The sequence below is a fragment of the Enterobacter sp. SM3 genome (assembly GCF_009811935.2).
GTDB lineage: Bacteria > Pseudomonadota > Gammaproteobacteria > Enterobacterales > Enterobacteriaceae > Enterobacter > Enterobacter asburiae_D.
The window spans coordinates 3706681-3722228 of record NZ_CP099971.1; the positions used below are offsets into that span (position 1 = coordinate 3706681).

The window sequence follows — 15548 nt, forward strand, 5'->3', positions numbered from 1 at the left end:
CCCTATGGGTCGAGGTATCTCCACAAAATAATGCCTGCACGGACGACCCCCTCTCCCTTGAGGGAGAGGGCTGGGGTGAGGGGGAACATACGGCTCTGGTGGTCATTCCGTTCACTTCATGTTCCTTGCTACTCTGTAACGACATGACCGGTGAACGTGCCAGGGTGGCTCAATCGCCACCACCCTGGCGACCCGGGCTTCCGGCGGTAAACCGCCGCTTCGCGGTACCCTCAGCTTATTCCTTCCGGCTTATCGGGGACGGGCGGAGGTAACATCCCTGTAAAGCCCGCCCTCTCGGCGCATCCCTGCGCCTCGCCCCGGCCTGCAGGAAACGCCTCAGCGATTTACAGCCGGACCAGGGCATCGCTGTAAGTTATTTATTTCTTTTAAGCAACATTCATCGCTTTGGGTTAAAAAATAACTGGGGATCCCTCAGCCCTGTGGGAGAGGGTTGGGGTGAGGGCATCAGAGCGCAACACCACCTGCATGCGGATGAAAAATAAAACTCACCGCCGTTATGGCGTTAAAACTGGCAAACGCATTCGATACCAGCATTGAATTCTGGCTGAATCTGCAACAAAACGCAGAAAACAAAGGAATGAGAATCGAACACCCCTAACATAGCCTCCCCACTTCTTCTGCTAAAGTAGCCCAAATTCATTTTTCAGGAAGAAATCATGCGCCAACGAACCATTGTCTGCCCCATCATCCAGAACGACGGTGCCTACCTGCTATGTAAAATGGCTGACGATCGCGGCGTGTTCCCCGGCCAGTGGGCTCTCTCCGGTGGTGGAATGGAGCCGGGCGAAACCATGGAACAGGCGTTGCGCCGTGAGATCCGCGAAGAGCTGGGCGAAGCGCTGGAGATCGCTTCGATCACGCCATGGGCTTTTCGCGATGACATCAGGGTGAAAACCTACGCCGATGGCACCACAGAGGAGATTTACATGATCTATCTGATCTTCGACTGCATCAGCACCAACCGGGCCGTCACGTTTAATGACGAGTTTCAGGAGATCGCCTGGGTTAATCCGGAATCGTTAAAAGAGCTGGATCTCAACGAAGCCACGCGTATTACCTTCGCCCAAAAGGGCCTTCTTTAATTGCCCACTGCCCCGGCGTTTTACCGGTCCAGGCTCTGAAAACCTCAATAAATGCGCTGACGCTGCTGTAGCCGCAGGACAGTGCAATCCACCCTACCGGCTTCCCCGCCGCCAGCCACTCCATTGCCCGCATGACGCGTGCCAGCTGCCGCCAGTTAACAAAGTTCATTCCGGTCTGGGCACTAAACCGACGGTTGAACGTACGCACGCTCATCCCGGCATGAATAGCATGGCTCTCGACCGTCTGGTTATCATCGACAAACTGCAGCAAATGGCTGACCACGTTCTTCAGACGCGGATCCGTCGGCACGGGAAGAGAAAAGCGAGCCTGGGGCGTGAGGGCAAGCTCATCCAGCAGCAAAGTCAGCTTTCGTGGATCGAACTCACTCTCTTCACCACATAAACGGCTAAACAGTGCATGGGTCAGATCGTCGGGCTCGAACAGCGCGGGCGAATCGGGAAGCATTTCACACCAGGCGGGGTCCAGATAGATAGCGCAGCCTTCTATCGCACTTTCAGAAAAAGCGGCGTGCTGCTGACCCGGAGGGATCCAGCCGATGTGTTTTGCCGGTACAACCGAGCGCGCCTGCTGCGTCTCAATGACCAGCAACCCCGCTGCAATACGCCACAGCTGGCCGGTGCGATGACTGTGCCAGGGCGTTCGGTACCCGCCGGGATGAAGGAGCGTTTCAACACTGACCATATCATTTTGACCGAAAATCGTTATTCATCGACGCATTACAGAAACTACGTCTTCGGCTGTCAAGGATAATGGTGATTCAACCACATAAGGAGTCCGCATGAGCATTATCACGTCCCTGATAGCCGACACCGACAACGCCGCACAGCGCGAAAAGATGGCGTGCCTGTTAACCCGCTTATTCAACGGCGATATCGATCCGGCAGAGATATTTACGTCCGATTACCAGCAACTTACGGACGGTCACGCGCTTGACTACCGGGGTTTTGTCCAGCATCTGAGCCACGTAAGCTCACAGATCCGCGCGATCGCCTTTACCGTGGCGGAGATAGCCTGTCATAGCGAACTTCTGGCAGACCGGCATATCGTGACGGTCACGTATCCCGACGGTCGTCAGGCAGAGATCGAGGTTTACCTGTTTGCCGCGCTGCGTGAAGGGAAAATCTGGCGGATCCATGAAGTCACGCGAGCCCTCAGCGGCAATGCTGCAGACCGCACGCTGGCACACGCGACAGAATAACGTCACTCCGCCGGGCGCGGTGCGGCGCTGTTATACACGCCAATATAGCGCACAAATTTTCCGATAAACACGCCGGCAAACACGCCGCCGGAGACGATCGCCAGCGCGCTCATGGCGGGCTGCTGCATCGTCTGGGGAGAAACCGCGCTCATCACGCCCAGCACATACTTCACCCCGAACGCCAGCATCATAAACGGCAGCGCGGTGTAGTCTGCCTGGCGGAAAAGGGTGCGCGGCGCCTCTGTACGGGTGATAACCGCCTGCTTAATCAGGAAATACCCCAGCGCGGCCCCGGCGAGGATCCCCGCCGTCCACGATGCGACAGTCCCGGGGGTTAACGTGCGGTAGACCACCAGATCGTAAATATCCCAGATAAGAAAGATCGCCGGAATGATGGCAAGCCTCTCCAGCGTAACGGTGGCGGGCCTGCGTGCTTTAATGCCGCGAGAGATGAGGAAGATAAACAGCACCCACACCCAGACGGGCGTGTGGGTAACGACACCGATCAGAAATTCAAACATGGAACTCACCATGAACGATCGCGGCCCGTGCCGCCCTGAACGCGTATTGCGCATAACGGCAGGAAAGCCATTATGCGCAGCTCTTTTAGAGCGATTTTTTCAGGCGTTGAACCGCCTCTTTCAGATCTTCATCCGTTGGCGTCACAAATGACATGCGCAGCGTCGTTGGGTCTGGCTCATTGCAGTAGAAAAACTCGCCAGGCACAAATACTACGCCGTTGCTTAACGTTTTTTCAAGCCAGCGGGTGGTGTTACACCCATTATTCATCTTCGCCCACAGGAACATGCCGCCCTTCGGCTTGTGGAACGACATCACATCGCCCAGCTCGGCCTCCAGCTCGGTGGCGAACGTCTGGTATTTCTGGCGATAGGCTTCGCGGATCATTTTAATCTGATCGGCCAGACGACCGGTTTTCAGGTACTCATACGTCATCAGCTGCGACAGCGTGCTGGTGTGCAGATCGGTGGTTTGCTTAAGGTTTACTACCGCGCGCTTCAGCCATTCCGGCACCAGCACCCAACCCACGCGAGTCCCCGGCGCGAGTATTTTAGAGAAGGTGGAGGTATACACCACGTTCTCTTCATTACCGATATCTTTGGCATGGGCAATTAACGGGCGGAAGACTTCATCGGTATAATTAATTTCGCTGTACGGGTCGTCTTCAATAATGACGAAGTCATAACGCTTTGATAATTCCACCAGCTGTTTACGGCGCGCTTCGGACAGCGTCACGCCGCCGGGGTTGCCAAAGGTTGGAACGATATAAACCGCTTTGATGGTTTTCTTTGCCACCAGAGCCTCAAGTTCGTCGACCTTCATACCGTCGCCGTCGGTGCCAACGGATTCAAAGTTGGCCTGCGCCAGACCGAAGACCTGCAGCGCGGCAAGATAGGTTGGACGCTCAACCACAACGGTGTCACCTGGGTTGATTAACGCACGCGCCAGCACGTCAAGCGATTGCTGTGAACCAGAGGTCACGACCACATCATCGGCCTTACATGCAATACCGCGCCCCTCGCAGATGCGTTTAATTTCTTCGCGCAGCCCCGGGACGCCTTCCGTCAGGCCGTACTGGAACGCCTCGCCAAAATGCTGTGATAAGACGGCATCGGCGGCAATTTTAAGCCCTTCGTGATCGAACAGATCGGGATTAGGAATACCCCCGCCCAGCGAAATGACGCCGGCCATTTTGCTATGTTTTAATAATTCACGGATGGCAGATGATTGCAGGCCCTGCGCGCTGCTGGCGAGTTTGTTTGCAGACATTCTTTGATTACCTTCTTTTTTTATATTGTGCCCAATCTTAGCAGAATATGGGCGATAAATTCCGTAAGCTTAGGCAGTTGACGTAAATCCTGACGCCACAATAAATGCACCGGCCTCGGCGCGGGCGTGTACTGCTCCAGCACCCGCACCAGCCTGCCGCTTGCCAGCTCTTCCGCCACCAGCACTTCCGGTTGCAGCAACAGCCCCGCCCCGGCTCGCGCCGCCATGCGTAAGCCGTAGCCGTCGTTACATCTTAAGATCGCATCCCGCTTCCAGCGCACCTCCCCTTCCACGCCCGGCAGCCGCCACTCGTTACGCGCGGTCCACACGGTGTGCGAAAGACACAGATGATCCACCAGATCGTCTGGCGTTTGCGGCGTGCCGTGTCGCGCTAAATAATCCGGCGCGGCGCAGATCACCATGTTGTAGGGGCACAGGTATTTCGCCACCAGATCGTCATTGCGAACGTCACCAATGCGGATGGCCAGATCGACCCCCTCCTCCACCAGATCGACCATCCGGTTGGTGAGATCCAGCTCGATGCGTACCTCCGGGTAGCGCTGTAAAAAGGTTGCCGTCAGCGGGGCAATCACGCAGCCGCCAAACGACGTGGGGGCCGTGACGCGCAGGGTGCCAGACGGTGCGGCGCGCAGCCGTTCCACCGCGCTTTCAGCAATCACGACCTGCTCCAGCACCCGCTTCGCCTCGTCGAAATAGACCCGTCCGGCATCGGTCAGGCTCTGACGGCGCGTGTTGCGCTCCAGCAGTCGCGTGCCGAGCTGGGACTCCAGCAGAGCAATATACTTCCCCACCATCACCGCCGACATCTCCAGACGTGACGCCGCGCCGGTAAAGCTGCCGCTTTCCACCACCGCAATAAACGTCTCCATACCGCGAAGCTTATCCATATTCCGAACCTCTGGTTATCAATCTTCTAACTTTAGTCCAGTTTATCTGCATTTTTATTTATTAAAGAATAAAGGCTCACAACATAAGGAGTCGGCTATGAAAATCGTCATTATTGGTGCCAGCGGTACGGTCGGTCGTGCAGTAACGGAAGAGCTGAGTCGTCGTCACGAAGTCATCCGCGTGGGCCGCACGCAGGGCGACGAGCAGGTAGATATCACCTCCCAGGCGAGCGTCCAGGCGCTGTTTGAGAAAATCGGTCCGGTGGATGCGATTGTGTCCGCCAGCGGCAGCCTTTACTTTGGCCCGCTCGCGACCATGAAGGACAGCGACTTCAACCAGGGCCTCCAGGATAAGCTGCTCGGACAGGTGCGCCTGGCGCTGACCGGCCAGCACTATCTGAACGAAGGCGGCTCGATTACGCTGATAAGCGGGATTGTGGCTCACGAGCCGATTGCGCAGGGCGTGAATGCCACCACGGTAAATGCGGCGCTGGAAGGGTTTGTCCGCGCTGCCGCCTGCGAGCTGCCGCGCGGGATCCGCATCAACCTGATTAGCCCGACGGTACTCACCGAATCCGCTGAAGCGTACGACGGATTCTTCCCGGGCTTTGAAAGCGTTCCCGCCGCGACCGTGGCGCAGGCCTACCGCCGCAGCGTGGAAGGCGTGCAGAGCGGGCGGGTGTATAAGGTGGGCTACTGAGCCTTACGGGCGGCGATCAGCACCAGCATCGGTCGCTCTGCCTCTTCGGCCAGCGCGGGCCAGGCGTCAATCTGCGCCTGCGTTGGCCCCCACTCGTTGACGTTGCTTATCGTTAATCCGGCCCCGATCAGCGCGTTAAGCGTGGTGCCCAGCGTGCGGTGATACTTGATAACACCGTCCGCCAGCCAGTTGCTGACGCGCTTGCCTTCTTCCTGATAATGGTTCACGCCCCAGAACCGCGCGCCGCTATCGTCGGTCAGCCAGCCCTGACGGGAGGCGCAGGTGTATATCGGGTGCTCCATCGAAAAGACCAGGCTGCCGCCGGGCTTGAGCGCGCGCTGAACCTTAGCAAACAGGGAGTCCAGCTCCGGCAGGTAGTGCAGCGCCAGCGAGCTGTAGACCAGATCGAGGCTGTTCTCGCTGAGCTTGAGAGATTCCAGATCGCTACGCTGATAGTGAACCTGTGGGTCAGCGGTAAGCTCCGCCGCGCGGGCGAGCATCTTTTCTGAGATATCAACGCCGGTCACTTCAGACGCGCCCAGCTCACGGGCTGCGCGGCAGAACCAGCCGTAGCCGCAGCCGAGATCGACAACCGATTTGCCGGTTAAATCCGGCAGCATGGCCTTAAGCGCGGGCCACTCCGGCGCGCCGTCCAGACCCTGAACCGAGCGCGGAAGCTGGGCGTAGCCTTCAAAAAACGCCGGGTTGTCGTAGATGTTTTGTGCCATGGCAGATCCCTCTTTAAGAATGTGACTCCCAGTATAAAACATTGCCGGGTGGCGCTGCGCTTACCCGGCCTACGATTTGAGGGTTTCAGTAGGCCGGGTAAGGCGAAGCCGCCACCCGGCTCGCTTTTAGCCCACAGTACCCCAGACCAGATTTCCCTTATGGAACGTCGCGGTACGCGGTGAAATGCGCGCCACAGCCTCGGCGGAGCAGGAGGCATCCACCAGCACAAAGCTGGCGTCGTCCTGCGCTTTTGGCCACACGCGTTCGCCTTTGTCGTTCAGCGGCAGCACGTCGCCGGTGGCGATACCAAGCGCGCGGGAGAGCGTCTGCTCGTTCGGGCGAATATAGAGCTGCGCATAGAGATTCGCTTTCTCCAGCATGTCCCCCAGACCGTACGGCGACCAGTGGTCGATCACGCTGTCGGTCCCCGTCATCACGAACACGCCCTTCTCGCGCAGCTGCTTCAGCGGCATATGCAGGGTGCCAATCGGCACCGTGGAGGCGATGGTCACCTGCTGCGCCGCCATGCGGATGGCGATCTCATCCACCTGCTGCTCGTTGAGCGTCGCAAGCGCGAAGGCGTGGCTGATGGTTAACCTGCCCTTCAGCTCCGGCGTTTTCTCCACGGTTTCGACCATATAGTTCACCGCCGCCACGCCCGCCGGGCTGGTTTCGTGCAGGTGAATATCCACCCCTTTGTCGTAGTCCAGCGCAATCTGGAACATCATATCGAGGGATTTCTCCATCGCGCCGTCAACGTTGGTTGGGTCCAGCCCGCCCACGTAGTGCGCCCCCGCCTGCATCGCCTCGCGCATCAGCTTTTCAGAATTCGACAGCAGCAGCCCGTGCTGCGGGAAGGCGACGATTTCGCAGTCAAAACCCGCTTTGCGGCGCGCCAGCACCGCCTGCAAATTTTCCAGGTTTTTCAGGCCAGAAACCGGCTCAATGTTGCAGTGGCTGCGGGCGATGGTGGAGCCTTTGGACTGGATCAGATCGATCAGCTTTTCCGCGCGTTCCTGGGTGTAGGGCTGCAGCTCCGGCAGCAGCTTCTGCTCAAGGCGGATCATGTCCTGAATCGTGGTGCCCGCCGGACGGTTCAGGGAGCGCCACGGGCCGCCGTAGAAGGTTTTATCCAGGTGAATGTGCATGTCGCGCATCGCCGGAAGCATCAGCTTGCCGCCTGCGTCATAGTGCGGCAGCGTGGCGTCGGCGTGGCTCTTGTTGTCGCGCAGGGCGACGATCTTCCCGTCCTTGATTTCCAGCGTTTTCAGTTCGGTGCGGGTGCTCGTCGCCACGCCGCCGTCGACGTTAAATCCGGCTTCGAGCAGCACGTTGTCGAGATAGTAATGTTTCGCGGTGATGTTCATCGGTTTACCCGTCTCGCAGGTTGGCTTTGCGGAGTCAGCAGCATACGCGACGGATCCGGTCGCGCCAAACAGCGCACAGGCGGTGACCATTTTGCCGCTCTGGCTAATAAACTCGCGGCGGCTTTTATTTTCACTCATCTTATCTTCCTTCATTAACGATATGGGTGCCGGTTTCCCCGCGCAGCGCGGCGGGCAGGCAGTCCGGCGAGGTGACGATCACCCGCTTGCCGCCGTGGTTTAAGAATTCCAGCGAGGCGACGATTTTGGGCAGCATGCTGCCCGCCGGGAAGTGGCCTTCTTCCATATAACGCGTCATCTGCGCCACGTTAACGGTGTCCAGCGCCTGCTGGTTTGGCTTGCCGAAGTTGACGCACACCTTTTCCACGCCGGTGGTGATCACCAGCACGTCGGCACCGATCTCCCGCGCCAGCAGCGCCGTGGAGAGATCTTTATCAATCACCGCGTCGACGCTCTGGTAATCCCCCTGCTCGCTGCGCACGACCGGGATCCCGCCGCCGCCCGCGCCGATCACGACATACCCTTTTTGGGTCAGCGTCTTAATGGCATCCGCCTCAACAATCCGCAGCGGCTGGGGTGAAGCCACCACGCGGCGATAGCCACGGCCGGAGTCCTCAACAAAACGCCAGTCCGGGTGCGCGCGCTGCAGCTCGTCGCGCTGCGCCTCGGTGAAGAACGCACCAATAGGTTTCGTCGGGTGGGTAAAGCCGGGATCGTTTTTATCCACCTCCACCTGCGTGACGACCGTGACCGCTTTTTGCTCGCCGCGTGCGGCCAGCCGGTTATTGAGCGCCTGCTGGATCAGGTAGCCGATGCCGCCCTGGGTGTCCGCCACGCAGTTTGCCAGCGGGGTCAGGGGCAGTCCTTCCCGCTCGTGGGCGATTTCAGCGCGGCGCAGATCCAGCCCCACCTGGGGGCCGTTGCCGTGGGTGAGCACGATGTCATAGTCGGAGGCCAGCATTTCCAGCACCGACTCTGCCACCGCTTTCACCGCCTGCGCCTGATGTTCAACCGACTGGCTGGCGTTGTCTTTGATAATGCTGTTGCCGCCGATGGCGACGACCATAAGCTCTTTCATATGCTTTCCTTCACATCGGTGCGGTATGTTTCCCCTCACCCCGGCCCTCTCCCCAAAGGGGCGAGGGAGTAACGTCCCCTCTCCCCTTTGGGGAGAGGGTTAGGGTGAGGGGAAATGTTTTAAGCTTCAGAAACCGGTGCCGCAGCGCTCGCAGCTTCCCGGCTATCGAGGAAATGCTTCACCACAAACATGCCGCCCATCATCAGATACGCGGTGACGAACATCAGCGAACTGCCTTCGGCAAATCCCACCACCGGGGCGTGGATCACCCCAAACAGCGCCAGCAGCGCCCCACCCGCAGCCGCAACGGCCCCGCGCAGCGGTTTGTTGATGATGGCGAAGATGGCGATACAGCCCCACAACATGCTGGCGAGCGGTGCGCCGTTCCCCAGATGGACTAATCCCTCGTAGTAAATCCCCTTGCTGTGCAGCACCTCGGTGCCGATTTTGGCCGCGCTGGTGCCTGCCGCCCCCATCACGCTGTTCATCATGGTCAGCGCCCAGTTGGCGATCCACGGGAACAGGCAGATGAAGATAACGGGCACCTCCACTTTGGGCGTTTCCCTTACCACCTGGTTGGCCGTCACGACGCCGATAAACACCAGAATCGGCACGATGGCGGTCATCGGTATGATGGCGAGCATAAACGCCCCCAGCCCGAACAGTGGCACGATGAACATGGTCACGCCCGAGGCCAGCGTGTAGCCGATGCTCGCCCCCATCGCTTTCCAGCCGGGATGGCCGACGTAGACCGTGACCGGGAACGGGTTGCCCATCAGGCAGCCGAGCATGGAGGCCAGACCGTTTGCCAGCATCACCTTGCGCGTCGGGTATTCATCCCCCGCCGCGTGGGCGCTTTCGATGTTCTCCAGGTCAAAGATGTAGTTCGCCAGCCCCAGCGGCACGGCAGAGGCAAGATACGGTAGCGCGTGCGGCAGGCCCTGCAGGAAGCCTTCTACGTGCACCTGCGGCGGGTTAAAGCCGAAGGATGACATGGACGCTTTAATCGCTTCCGGGCTTTGCAGGCCGGAGATCCACGCCAGTGCGGTACCGGCTATCAGCAGCAGCAGGCCGGTCGGGATACGGGCGAAAATCGGCTTTTTGCCAAACCAGTTGATGAAAATCAGCAACAGCACGATGAACGACACGGTCGGCGCTTCGAACGCCTGCAGCATCGGGTTCATCGCCAGCAGCAGCAGGCCCAAACCGGAGAGGCACGACAGCAGCACGGTACGCGGGATCATCTTGCGGATGGTTTCCCCTAAAAACGAACCGCCCGCGAGGATCATCGCCTCCACGAAGCACCACACCAGGCCAATCTGGATCGCGAACTCCGCATCGCCCGTTTGCTGATAAACCGGCATCAGCACCAGGAAGGTCACGGTAAAAATTGACGGCGCGCTCGGGCCGGACGGCAGCGCGGTCACATCCGTACGCCCGGTGGCGCGCGCCATCTGCATGCCGAACCAGGCGTAGCAAATACTCGCCACCAGCACCGCCAGCCCGAAGGCTGGCGCGATGCGTCCATAAACAATCTCCTTCGGGATGCCGACGACAAAAATGAGCAGCCCCATCATGGTCAGCAAATTGGTCAGGTTGTTGGTCATCAACCCGAAATAGGCCGCCCAGTCACCTCTTTTCCACTCCAGTTTCATGTTTTTCATGGATGCTTGCCTTATAAAAAGTAGCGATCGCGGAAGGTCAACAGCGCCTTTTCAAAACAGCTAAACGGCGGGTGAACGATGCCCGCCCCAATCATGCCGATGCCCGCGTCTTTATGGGCAATGGCGGTGTTAATCACCGGCAGAATGCCGCTGCCCGCGACTTTGGTGATGTCGATGGCGGTTGGGATGCCCATAAACGAGAGCAGCGGAATGGTGACGTTCGGGTTTTCGCCGAGGGTGATTTCGCGCATCTGACGGGAAAAGTCGATAGCTTCATCCACCGTCCCGCCCACCAGCGCAACTATCGCCGGGGCCGTCGCCATCGCAAAGCCGCCGATGCCGTAGGTTTCGGTGATGGCGCTGTCGCCGATATCCAGCCCGGAGTCTTCCGGCTTATAGCCTGCGAACATCGGGCCAATCACCTGCTGCGCCGGGCCGGTGAACCACTGCCCCGGCAGGCCGGAAACGCGCAGGCCAAACTCGTAGCCGTTGCGCGCCATGGTGGTGACGACGGTGCTGTACTCAATGCCGTGAGCAGCGTCCAGCGCGGCCTTACACATCGCCATCCACGTCGGGCCGGAGAAGTAGTCGCTGCTGGCGACGAACTCGAACACCTCGCGCTGCTGTTCAACCGGATAGCCCGCCTGGATCAGCCCCGGCGTTAGCGCCTGAATAAGGAGCGTCGTGCCCGCGTTGTTGCGGTTGTGGCACTCGTCGCCCATGTGCAGCGCCTGGGCCAGCATCAGGCGCAGGTCGATTTCGCCGATAATCTTCATCGCATCGCGCAGCATTGGGCCGAGCACGTCGCGCATCCAGATCAGGCGGTCGACCACGCTCTGGTCGTTAGCGCCCATGCGCAGGATCTTCGCCATCTGCTCGCTGAGGTTGGTGAACGCGCGGTTGCCGTAGGTTTTGTTTTCCACGATGTGCATAAACATCGACGCGGAGGTGACGCCCGCCATCGAGCCCACGCAGTCGTGCTCGTGGCACGGCGAGAAGGTAATGTCGCCAGAGGCCGCCAGCCTTGCCGCGTCGTCCAGATCTTTCGCCAGCCCTTCAAACACCAGCGCTCCGGTGACCGCGCCCTTCATCGCCCCGCACATGTTTTCCCATGAGACGGGCGGACCGGCGTGCAGAATGGTGGTGCGGGTCATCCCCGGCACAACGTTAATGGCCTGGTCATAGCCCACCAGCACCGGATGGGACTGAATAATGCGCTCAAGGGCGATTTGGTTAGCGGCGGCGATTTTCTCCGCCAGCGGTTTTTCCGCCAGCTGGTCGAGCGCCTCAACGACCTGCATATTGCCCTGCCCCGGCGGCGTCCAGTCGAGCTGGGTCACGGGAACGTGCTGTTTTTTGAGGTCGTCGCTGAACATCGCAATGCCGACGTTAATGACGTTCAGCGGCTGGTTGAATAAGGTCGTCATTATGCTTTCTCCCCTTTGCAAACAAATTCGCGTGCCAGTAATCCGGTATTGGTACTGCTGCTGGCCCAGATGACGCCTGCGTCGGTCAGCAGCTGACACTGTTGCGCCAGCGACTGCGGATCCTGGTCGGTGCCGAGCACGTAGCCGAGAATTTCCAGAGGACGGTTATCGGCCTGTGCGATCGCCTGTGCCTCTTTGATGGCGTCGATCATCACGCCGACCGGATCCTCATGCGCGCCGAAGCCCAGCACGAAGTCCATCACGATGACGCCCACCTCCGGATCGCGCGCCTCCTGCAGCAGGCGGCTGATGCGGTTGGTCGGATCGATCATCGGGTGCGGCTTGCCGTTGGTGAAGTCGTCGTCGCCAAAGTCGAGGAAGGTGTGGGCTTTACTGACGCTGATGTCGCTCAGGCGCTTAGACGGATCCGGCTGGATGTTGCTGTAGACGTCGTCGAATTTCGCAAGCGCCGCGAACATCGCCTCGTCGCACAGGGTGCCGCCGCAGAACAGGCCGCGAATGTACTTCTGCTGCGGCGTCAGGCGGGCGCGCACCTCTTCAATCAAAGGCCAGTTGAGCGGATGCAGATCGAGGGACCCTTTTTTGACGCCGGTGAGCAGGACCGCCTTCAGGGCCGCCTCTTTAGTGCCGCGCGCAAACTGCAGGCCGTCTTCATCGGCGGGCGGTTCGCTGCGGCCGAGGAAGCAAACCACCACGGGCTTGCGGCAGGCGCGGGCGCGGGCAAGCACCTTTTCTGCCACGGCAGGGGCCGCTGGTTTGGAGATCAGCGCGATAACCTGGGTGCCCTCGTCGGCTTCGAGCATATCGATGGCGTCGAGCATCATCAGGCCGCCGATTTTCTCGCTGAGATCGCGCCCGCCGGTGCCAATCAGCTGCGACACGCCGCCGCCGAATTCGTGAATGCGCACGCTCAGCTCCTGGCTGCCGGTGCCGGATGCGCCGACGATGCCAATCGAGCCGCGGCGCACCGCGTTAGCAAAGCACAGCCCCGCGCCGTTGATGATGGCGGTGCCGCAGTCCGGCCCCATCATCAGCAGCCCTTTCCGGTGCGCGAGCTGCTTCAGCGCCAGCTCGTCGTCGAGCGATACGTTATCGGAGAAGAGCATCACGTTAAGATCGTTTTCAAGCGCCTGGCGCGCTTCGCGGGCGGCGAAGGTACCGTTGACGGAAATGACCGCGAGGTTGCTGTCCGGGCGATGGGTTTTGGCGCTGGCAATCGTCGCGTAGCGCGCCTCATGGGAGCCAGCGCTCTCTTTACGGGTGAACAGCGCTTCAATAGCGGCCAGCGTTTCATCATTCGCCGCGTCGCCTTTAATCACGATCATCAGGTCGCCGTTTTTGGCTTCGGCTAATTCCGGCGTTAATAGCCCGAGGTTTTTTAACACGCCTTTGTTCATTTCCGTTGCCATGGCCACAAACGCCTGATCGACGCCCGGCAATTTATTGGCTTTGGTGGAAACGGACATTAATGAGACGGAGTCAAAATAGGTGTTCTTTTTTATGACGATTTTGGTTGGCATTATTTTCTCCTGAAAGCGGATAAAAGGGGGCCGCCGTCGTGCAAAATGCACGTCGGTAAAAAATATTTTTGAATTAACGGCCAGCCGGAAAAGGCTGGCCGAATACGTTATGCGCCCGCCGCCAGCAGCAGGTCAGCTATCGCATCGAAGCCTTTTTCCCGCGCCAGTTCGAGCGGGGTTTTGCCGTATTTATCGGTCATGTGCGGGTTTGCGCCGTGATCCAGAAGCAGCTTGACGATCTCCTGCTGCTTCGCGCCGCCGTCGTTGAGCACGATCGCTTCCAGTAGCGGCGTCCAGCCGACAAAGTTGGTGTGGTTGACGTTGATATCGGTTTTTTCCAGCAGCTCGCGCACGATCTCCACGTGCCCTTTTTCACTGGCTGGCGTAATGCCCACGCCGCCAAAACGCGTCAGGCGGTCGAGATCCGGATTTGCCGGAAGGACAATGCGCAGCAGGGTAATATCGTTGGTCAGGCAGCTGATGAGGAAAGGGTTAAAGCAGGTCTGATCCTGTTTATCAATATCCGCTCCGGCGGCAATTAATAACTCCACGCAGGCATAATGTTTTTTCAGGCTGGCAATAATAACGGCGGTTCTTTTCTGGCGGTTGGTGGCGTTAATATCCACGCCTTTTTCCAGGCAGGCTTTTAACGCATCGCTATTGCCCTCTTCTGCCGCCAGCAGAAATTCAGTAACGAGTTCGTTCGCAGACATATTCAGACTCCCGATGTTTTTATTTCTGTTGACCTGAGAATAGCAACAGCCTGGTCATAAAAGAATCCGCTTAAAAATGATTCATCGACAGTCAATTCATTGTTGAGTTAAATTCAACAAACCGGCCAAAACGTGCGTCTGTGCAACCTTTTTCTTATGTTTCCCCACGTTTTAGCGCTCGAGACTGCATTATGCTTATGCCTGACGAAGCCTTACTGCGTGCGGCTTTCGACAAAGAGTCAGAACTGTGATCGGCTTCAAATGTGTTGTAACAACGCTGTTAAAATATGTTCAAAACTGATGGCTGAAGGGAGTGAGATATGAATTCCATCTTTACCGAAGAGAACCTGCTGGCCTTTACTACCGCCGCACGCTTCGGCAGCTTCAGCAAAGCCGCCGCCGAGCTGGGCGTGACGACCTCCGCCATCAGTTACACCATTAAGCGTATGGAGACAGGGCTGGACGTGGTGCTGTTTGTCCGCAGCACGCGCAGCATTGAGCTGACCGAGTCCGGGTTTTACTTTTACCGTAAGGCCACCGACCTGCTAAACGACTTCCACGCCATCAAGCGCGGGATAGATACCATTTCGCAGGGCATCGAGGCGCGAGTACGCATCTGTATTAATCAGCTTTTATACACGCCGCGCCACACCGCCAGGCTGCTGCAGGTGCTGAAAAAACAGTTTCCGACCTGTCAGATCACCGTGACCACAGAGGTGTACAACGGCGTCTGGGACTCCATCATCAACAACCAGGCCAATATCGCGATTGGCGCGCCGGACACGCTGCTCGACGGCGGCGGGATTGATTACACCGAGATCGGCGCCATCCGCTGGGTCTTTGCCATCGCGCCGGAACACCCGCTGGCGTTCGCCCCGGAGCCGATAGCGGAAAGCCAGCTGCGCCTGTATCCCAACATCATGGTGGAAGATACCGCGCACACCATTAACAAAAAGGTCGGCTGGCTGCTGCATGGGCAGGAGGCTATTCTGGTGCCGGACTTTAACACCAAATGTCAGTGTCAGATCCTGGGCGAAGGGATAGGTTTTTTACCGGAATATATGACCCGCGAGGCGGTAGACGCGGGGCTGCTGGTTACCCGACGTATTAATAACCCGCGTCAGGACTCGCGTATGCTGCTCGCCACGCAGCATGCCGCAACCGGCCAGGTCACGCGGTGGATCAAACAGCAGTTTGGCCCTGCAGGGGTGCTGACCCACATCTATAGCGATCTCCTCTGGCGCGAGGCCACAAATTAGTTTAGCATTTTCTTAATTAAGCAAATGCTAAAC

The 15548-nt window shown here is 58.7% G+C and carries 15 protein-coding genes; 4 read left to right on the forward strand and 11 right to left on the reverse strand.

Translation table 11 applies throughout. The features are described from left to right. The first annotated feature begins 677 nt into the window (after window positions 1-677). Window positions 678-1103 carry a nucleoside triphosphatase NudI gene (gene nudI / locus GVO84_RS17310; RefSeq protein ID WP_121424471.1) on the forward strand — a complete coding sequence of 142 codons (426 nt, stop codon included), beginning with the start codon at window positions 678-680 and terminating at the stop codon, window positions 1101-1103. Here nudI and GVO84_RS17315 read toward each other — a convergent pair. After that, window positions 1075-1806, reverse strand: coding sequence for an AraC family transcriptional regulator (locus GVO84_RS17315; protein ID WP_159514752.1), 732 nt, complete (start codon window positions 1804-1806; stop codon window positions 1075-1077). The two genes, nudI and GVO84_RS17315, sit on opposite strands and share 29 nt — an antisense overlap. A gap of 97 nt (window positions 1807-1903) precedes the next feature. Between GVO84_RS17315 and GVO84_RS17320 the strand changes: the two genes are divergently transcribed. Next, the gene (locus GVO84_RS17320; protein ID WP_121424473.1) at window positions 1904-2323 is read left to right on the forward strand and encodes a nuclear transport factor 2 family protein; all 420 of its coding nucleotides are present in this window, start codon (window positions 1904-1906) and stop codon (window positions 2321-2323) included. A 2-nt stretch (window positions 2324-2325) separates the two neighbouring features. Here GVO84_RS17320 and GVO84_RS17325 read toward each other — a convergent pair whose 3' ends face one another. The 3 genes from GVO84_RS17325 to GVO84_RS17335 form a co-directional block, all read right to left on the reverse strand. Further along, window positions 2326-2844: a DUF6622 family protein gene (locus GVO84_RS17325; protein WP_159514753.1), complete on the reverse strand. Its 519-nt coding sequence runs from the start codon at window positions 2842-2844 to the stop codon at window positions 2326-2328. A gap of 85 nt (window positions 2845-2929) precedes the next feature. After that, complete coding sequence (locus tag GVO84_RS17330; RefSeq protein WP_159514754.1) at window positions 2930-4111, reverse strand: PLP-dependent aminotransferase family protein; 1182 nt, start codon at window positions 4109-4111, stop codon at window positions 2930-2932. A 20-nt stretch (window positions 4112-4131) separates the two neighbouring features. Beyond that, window positions 4132-5019, reverse strand: a complete 888-nt coding sequence (locus GVO84_RS17335) for a LysR family transcriptional regulator (RefSeq protein WP_159514755.1) — start codon at window positions 5017-5019, stop codon at window positions 4132-4134. 97 nt (window positions 5020-5116) lie between these two features. Between GVO84_RS17335 and GVO84_RS17340 the strand changes: the two genes are divergently transcribed. After that, on the forward strand, window positions 5117-5719 hold the full coding sequence (locus tag GVO84_RS17340; RefSeq protein ID WP_159514756.1) for a short chain dehydrogenase: 603 nt from the start codon (window positions 5117-5119) through the stop codon (window positions 5717-5719). On the opposite strand, the gene GVO84_RS17345 is transcribed toward GVO84_RS17340, so the two are convergent. The 7 genes from GVO84_RS17345 to GVO84_RS17375 all read right to left on the reverse strand — a co-directional run bounded on the left by GVO84_RS17345 (window position 5713) and on the right by GVO84_RS17375 (window position 14256). Then, entirely contained in the window at window positions 5713-6447 is a 735-nt protein-coding gene (locus GVO84_RS17345) for a class I SAM-dependent methyltransferase (protein WP_159514757.1), read from the reverse strand. The genes GVO84_RS17340 and GVO84_RS17345 overlap by 7 nt on opposite strands. A 126-nt stretch (window positions 6448-6573) precedes the next feature. Then, entirely contained in the window at window positions 6574-7953 is a 1380-nt protein-coding gene (locus tag GVO84_RS17350; protein ID WP_159514758.1) for an amidohydrolase family protein, read from the reverse strand. A gap of 1 nt (window position 7954) precedes the next feature. Continuing rightward, complete coding sequence (locus tag GVO84_RS17355) at window positions 7955-8911, reverse strand: carbamate kinase family protein (RefSeq protein WP_159514759.1); 957 nt, start codon at window positions 8909-8911, stop codon at window positions 7955-7957. A gap of 119 nt (window positions 8912-9030) precedes the next feature. Continuing rightward, window positions 9031-10575, reverse strand: a complete 1545-nt coding sequence (locus tag GVO84_RS17360) for a xanthine permease (RefSeq protein ID WP_159514760.1) — start codon at window positions 10573-10575, stop codon at window positions 9031-9033. A gap of 11 nt (window positions 10576-10586) precedes the next feature. Beyond that, window positions 10587-12002, reverse strand: a complete 1416-nt coding sequence (locus GVO84_RS17365; protein ID WP_201283072.1) for a DUF1116 domain-containing protein — start codon at window positions 12000-12002, stop codon at window positions 10587-10589. Continuing rightward, complete coding sequence (gene fdrA / locus GVO84_RS17370; protein ID WP_159514761.1) at window positions 12002-13543, reverse strand: acyl-CoA synthetase FdrA; 1542 nt, start codon at window positions 13541-13543, stop codon at window positions 12002-12004. Before fdrA ends, GVO84_RS17365 begins: the two co-directional genes overlap by 1 nt. 107 nt (window positions 13544-13650) lie before the next feature. Next, window positions 13651-14256 carry an ankyrin repeat domain-containing protein gene (locus GVO84_RS17375; protein WP_121424483.1) on the reverse strand — a complete coding sequence of 202 codons (606 nt, stop codon included), beginning with the start codon at window positions 14254-14256 and terminating at the stop codon, window positions 13651-13653. A gap of 320 nt (window positions 14257-14576) precedes the next feature. On the opposite strand from GVO84_RS17375, the gene GVO84_RS17380 reads away from it, so the two are divergent. Beyond that, complete coding sequence (locus tag GVO84_RS17380; RefSeq protein ID WP_121424484.1) at window positions 14577-15515, forward strand: LysR substrate-binding domain-containing protein; 939 nt, start codon at window positions 14577-14579, stop codon at window positions 15513-15515. The last annotated feature ends 33 nt before the right edge of the window (window positions 15516-15548 follow it).

Bases quoted from the DNA above. Each gene is read 5' to 3' on its own strand.
- nudI (WP_121424471.1), top strand. From the start codon at position 678: ATGCGCCAACGAACCATTGTCTGCCCCATCATCCAGAACGACGGTGCC.
- GVO84_RS17380 (WP_121424484.1), top strand. From the start codon at position 14,577: ATGAATTCCATCTTTACCGAAGAGAACCTGCTGGCCTTTACTACCGCC.
- GVO84_RS17345 (WP_159514757.1), bottom strand. From the start codon at position 6,447: ATGGCACAAAACATCTACGACAACCCGGCGTTTTTTGAAGGCTACGCC.
- GVO84_RS17330 (WP_159514754.1), bottom strand. From the start codon at position 4,111: ATGTCTGCAAACAAACTCGCCAGCAGCGCGCAGGGCCTGCAATCATCT.
- GVO84_RS17355 (WP_159514759.1), bottom strand. From the start codon at position 8,911: ATGAAAGAGCTTATGGTCGTCGCCATCGGCGGCAACAGCATTATCAAA.
- GVO84_RS17320 (WP_121424473.1), top strand. From the start codon at position 1,904: ATGAGCATTATCACGTCCCTGATAGCCGACACCGACAACGCCGCACAG.
- GVO84_RS17360 (WP_159514760.1), bottom strand. From the start codon at position 10,575: ATGAAAAACATGAAACTGGAGTGGAAAAGAGGTGACTGGGCGGCCTAT.
- GVO84_RS17340 (WP_159514756.1), top strand. From the start codon at position 5,117: ATGAAAATCGTCATTATTGGTGCCAGCGGTACGGTCGGTCGTGCAGTA.
- GVO84_RS17315 (WP_159514752.1), bottom strand. From the start codon at position 1,806: ATGGTCAGTGTTGAAACGCTCCTTCATCCCGGCGGGTACCGAACGCCC.
- fdrA (WP_159514761.1), bottom strand. From the start codon at position 13,543: ATGCCAACCAAAATCGTCATAAAAAAGAACACCTATTTTGACTCCGTC.
- GVO84_RS17375 (WP_121424483.1), bottom strand. From the start codon at position 14,256: ATGTCTGCGAACGAACTCGTTACTGAATTTCTGCTGGCGGCAGAAGAG.
- GVO84_RS17350 (WP_159514758.1), bottom strand. From the start codon at position 7,953: ATGAGTGAAAATAAAAGCCGCCGCGAGTTTATTAGCCAGAGCGGCAAA.
- GVO84_RS17325 (WP_159514753.1), bottom strand. From the start codon at position 2,844: ATGTTTGAATTTCTGATCGGTGTCGTTACCCACACGCCCGTCTGGGTG.
- GVO84_RS17365 (WP_201283072.1), bottom strand. From the start codon at position 12,002: ATGACGACCTTATTCAACCAGCCGCTGAACGTCATTAACGTCGGCATT.
- GVO84_RS17335 (WP_159514755.1), bottom strand. From the start codon at position 5,019: ATGGATAAGCTTCGCGGTATGGAGACGTTTATTGCGGTGGTGGAAAGC.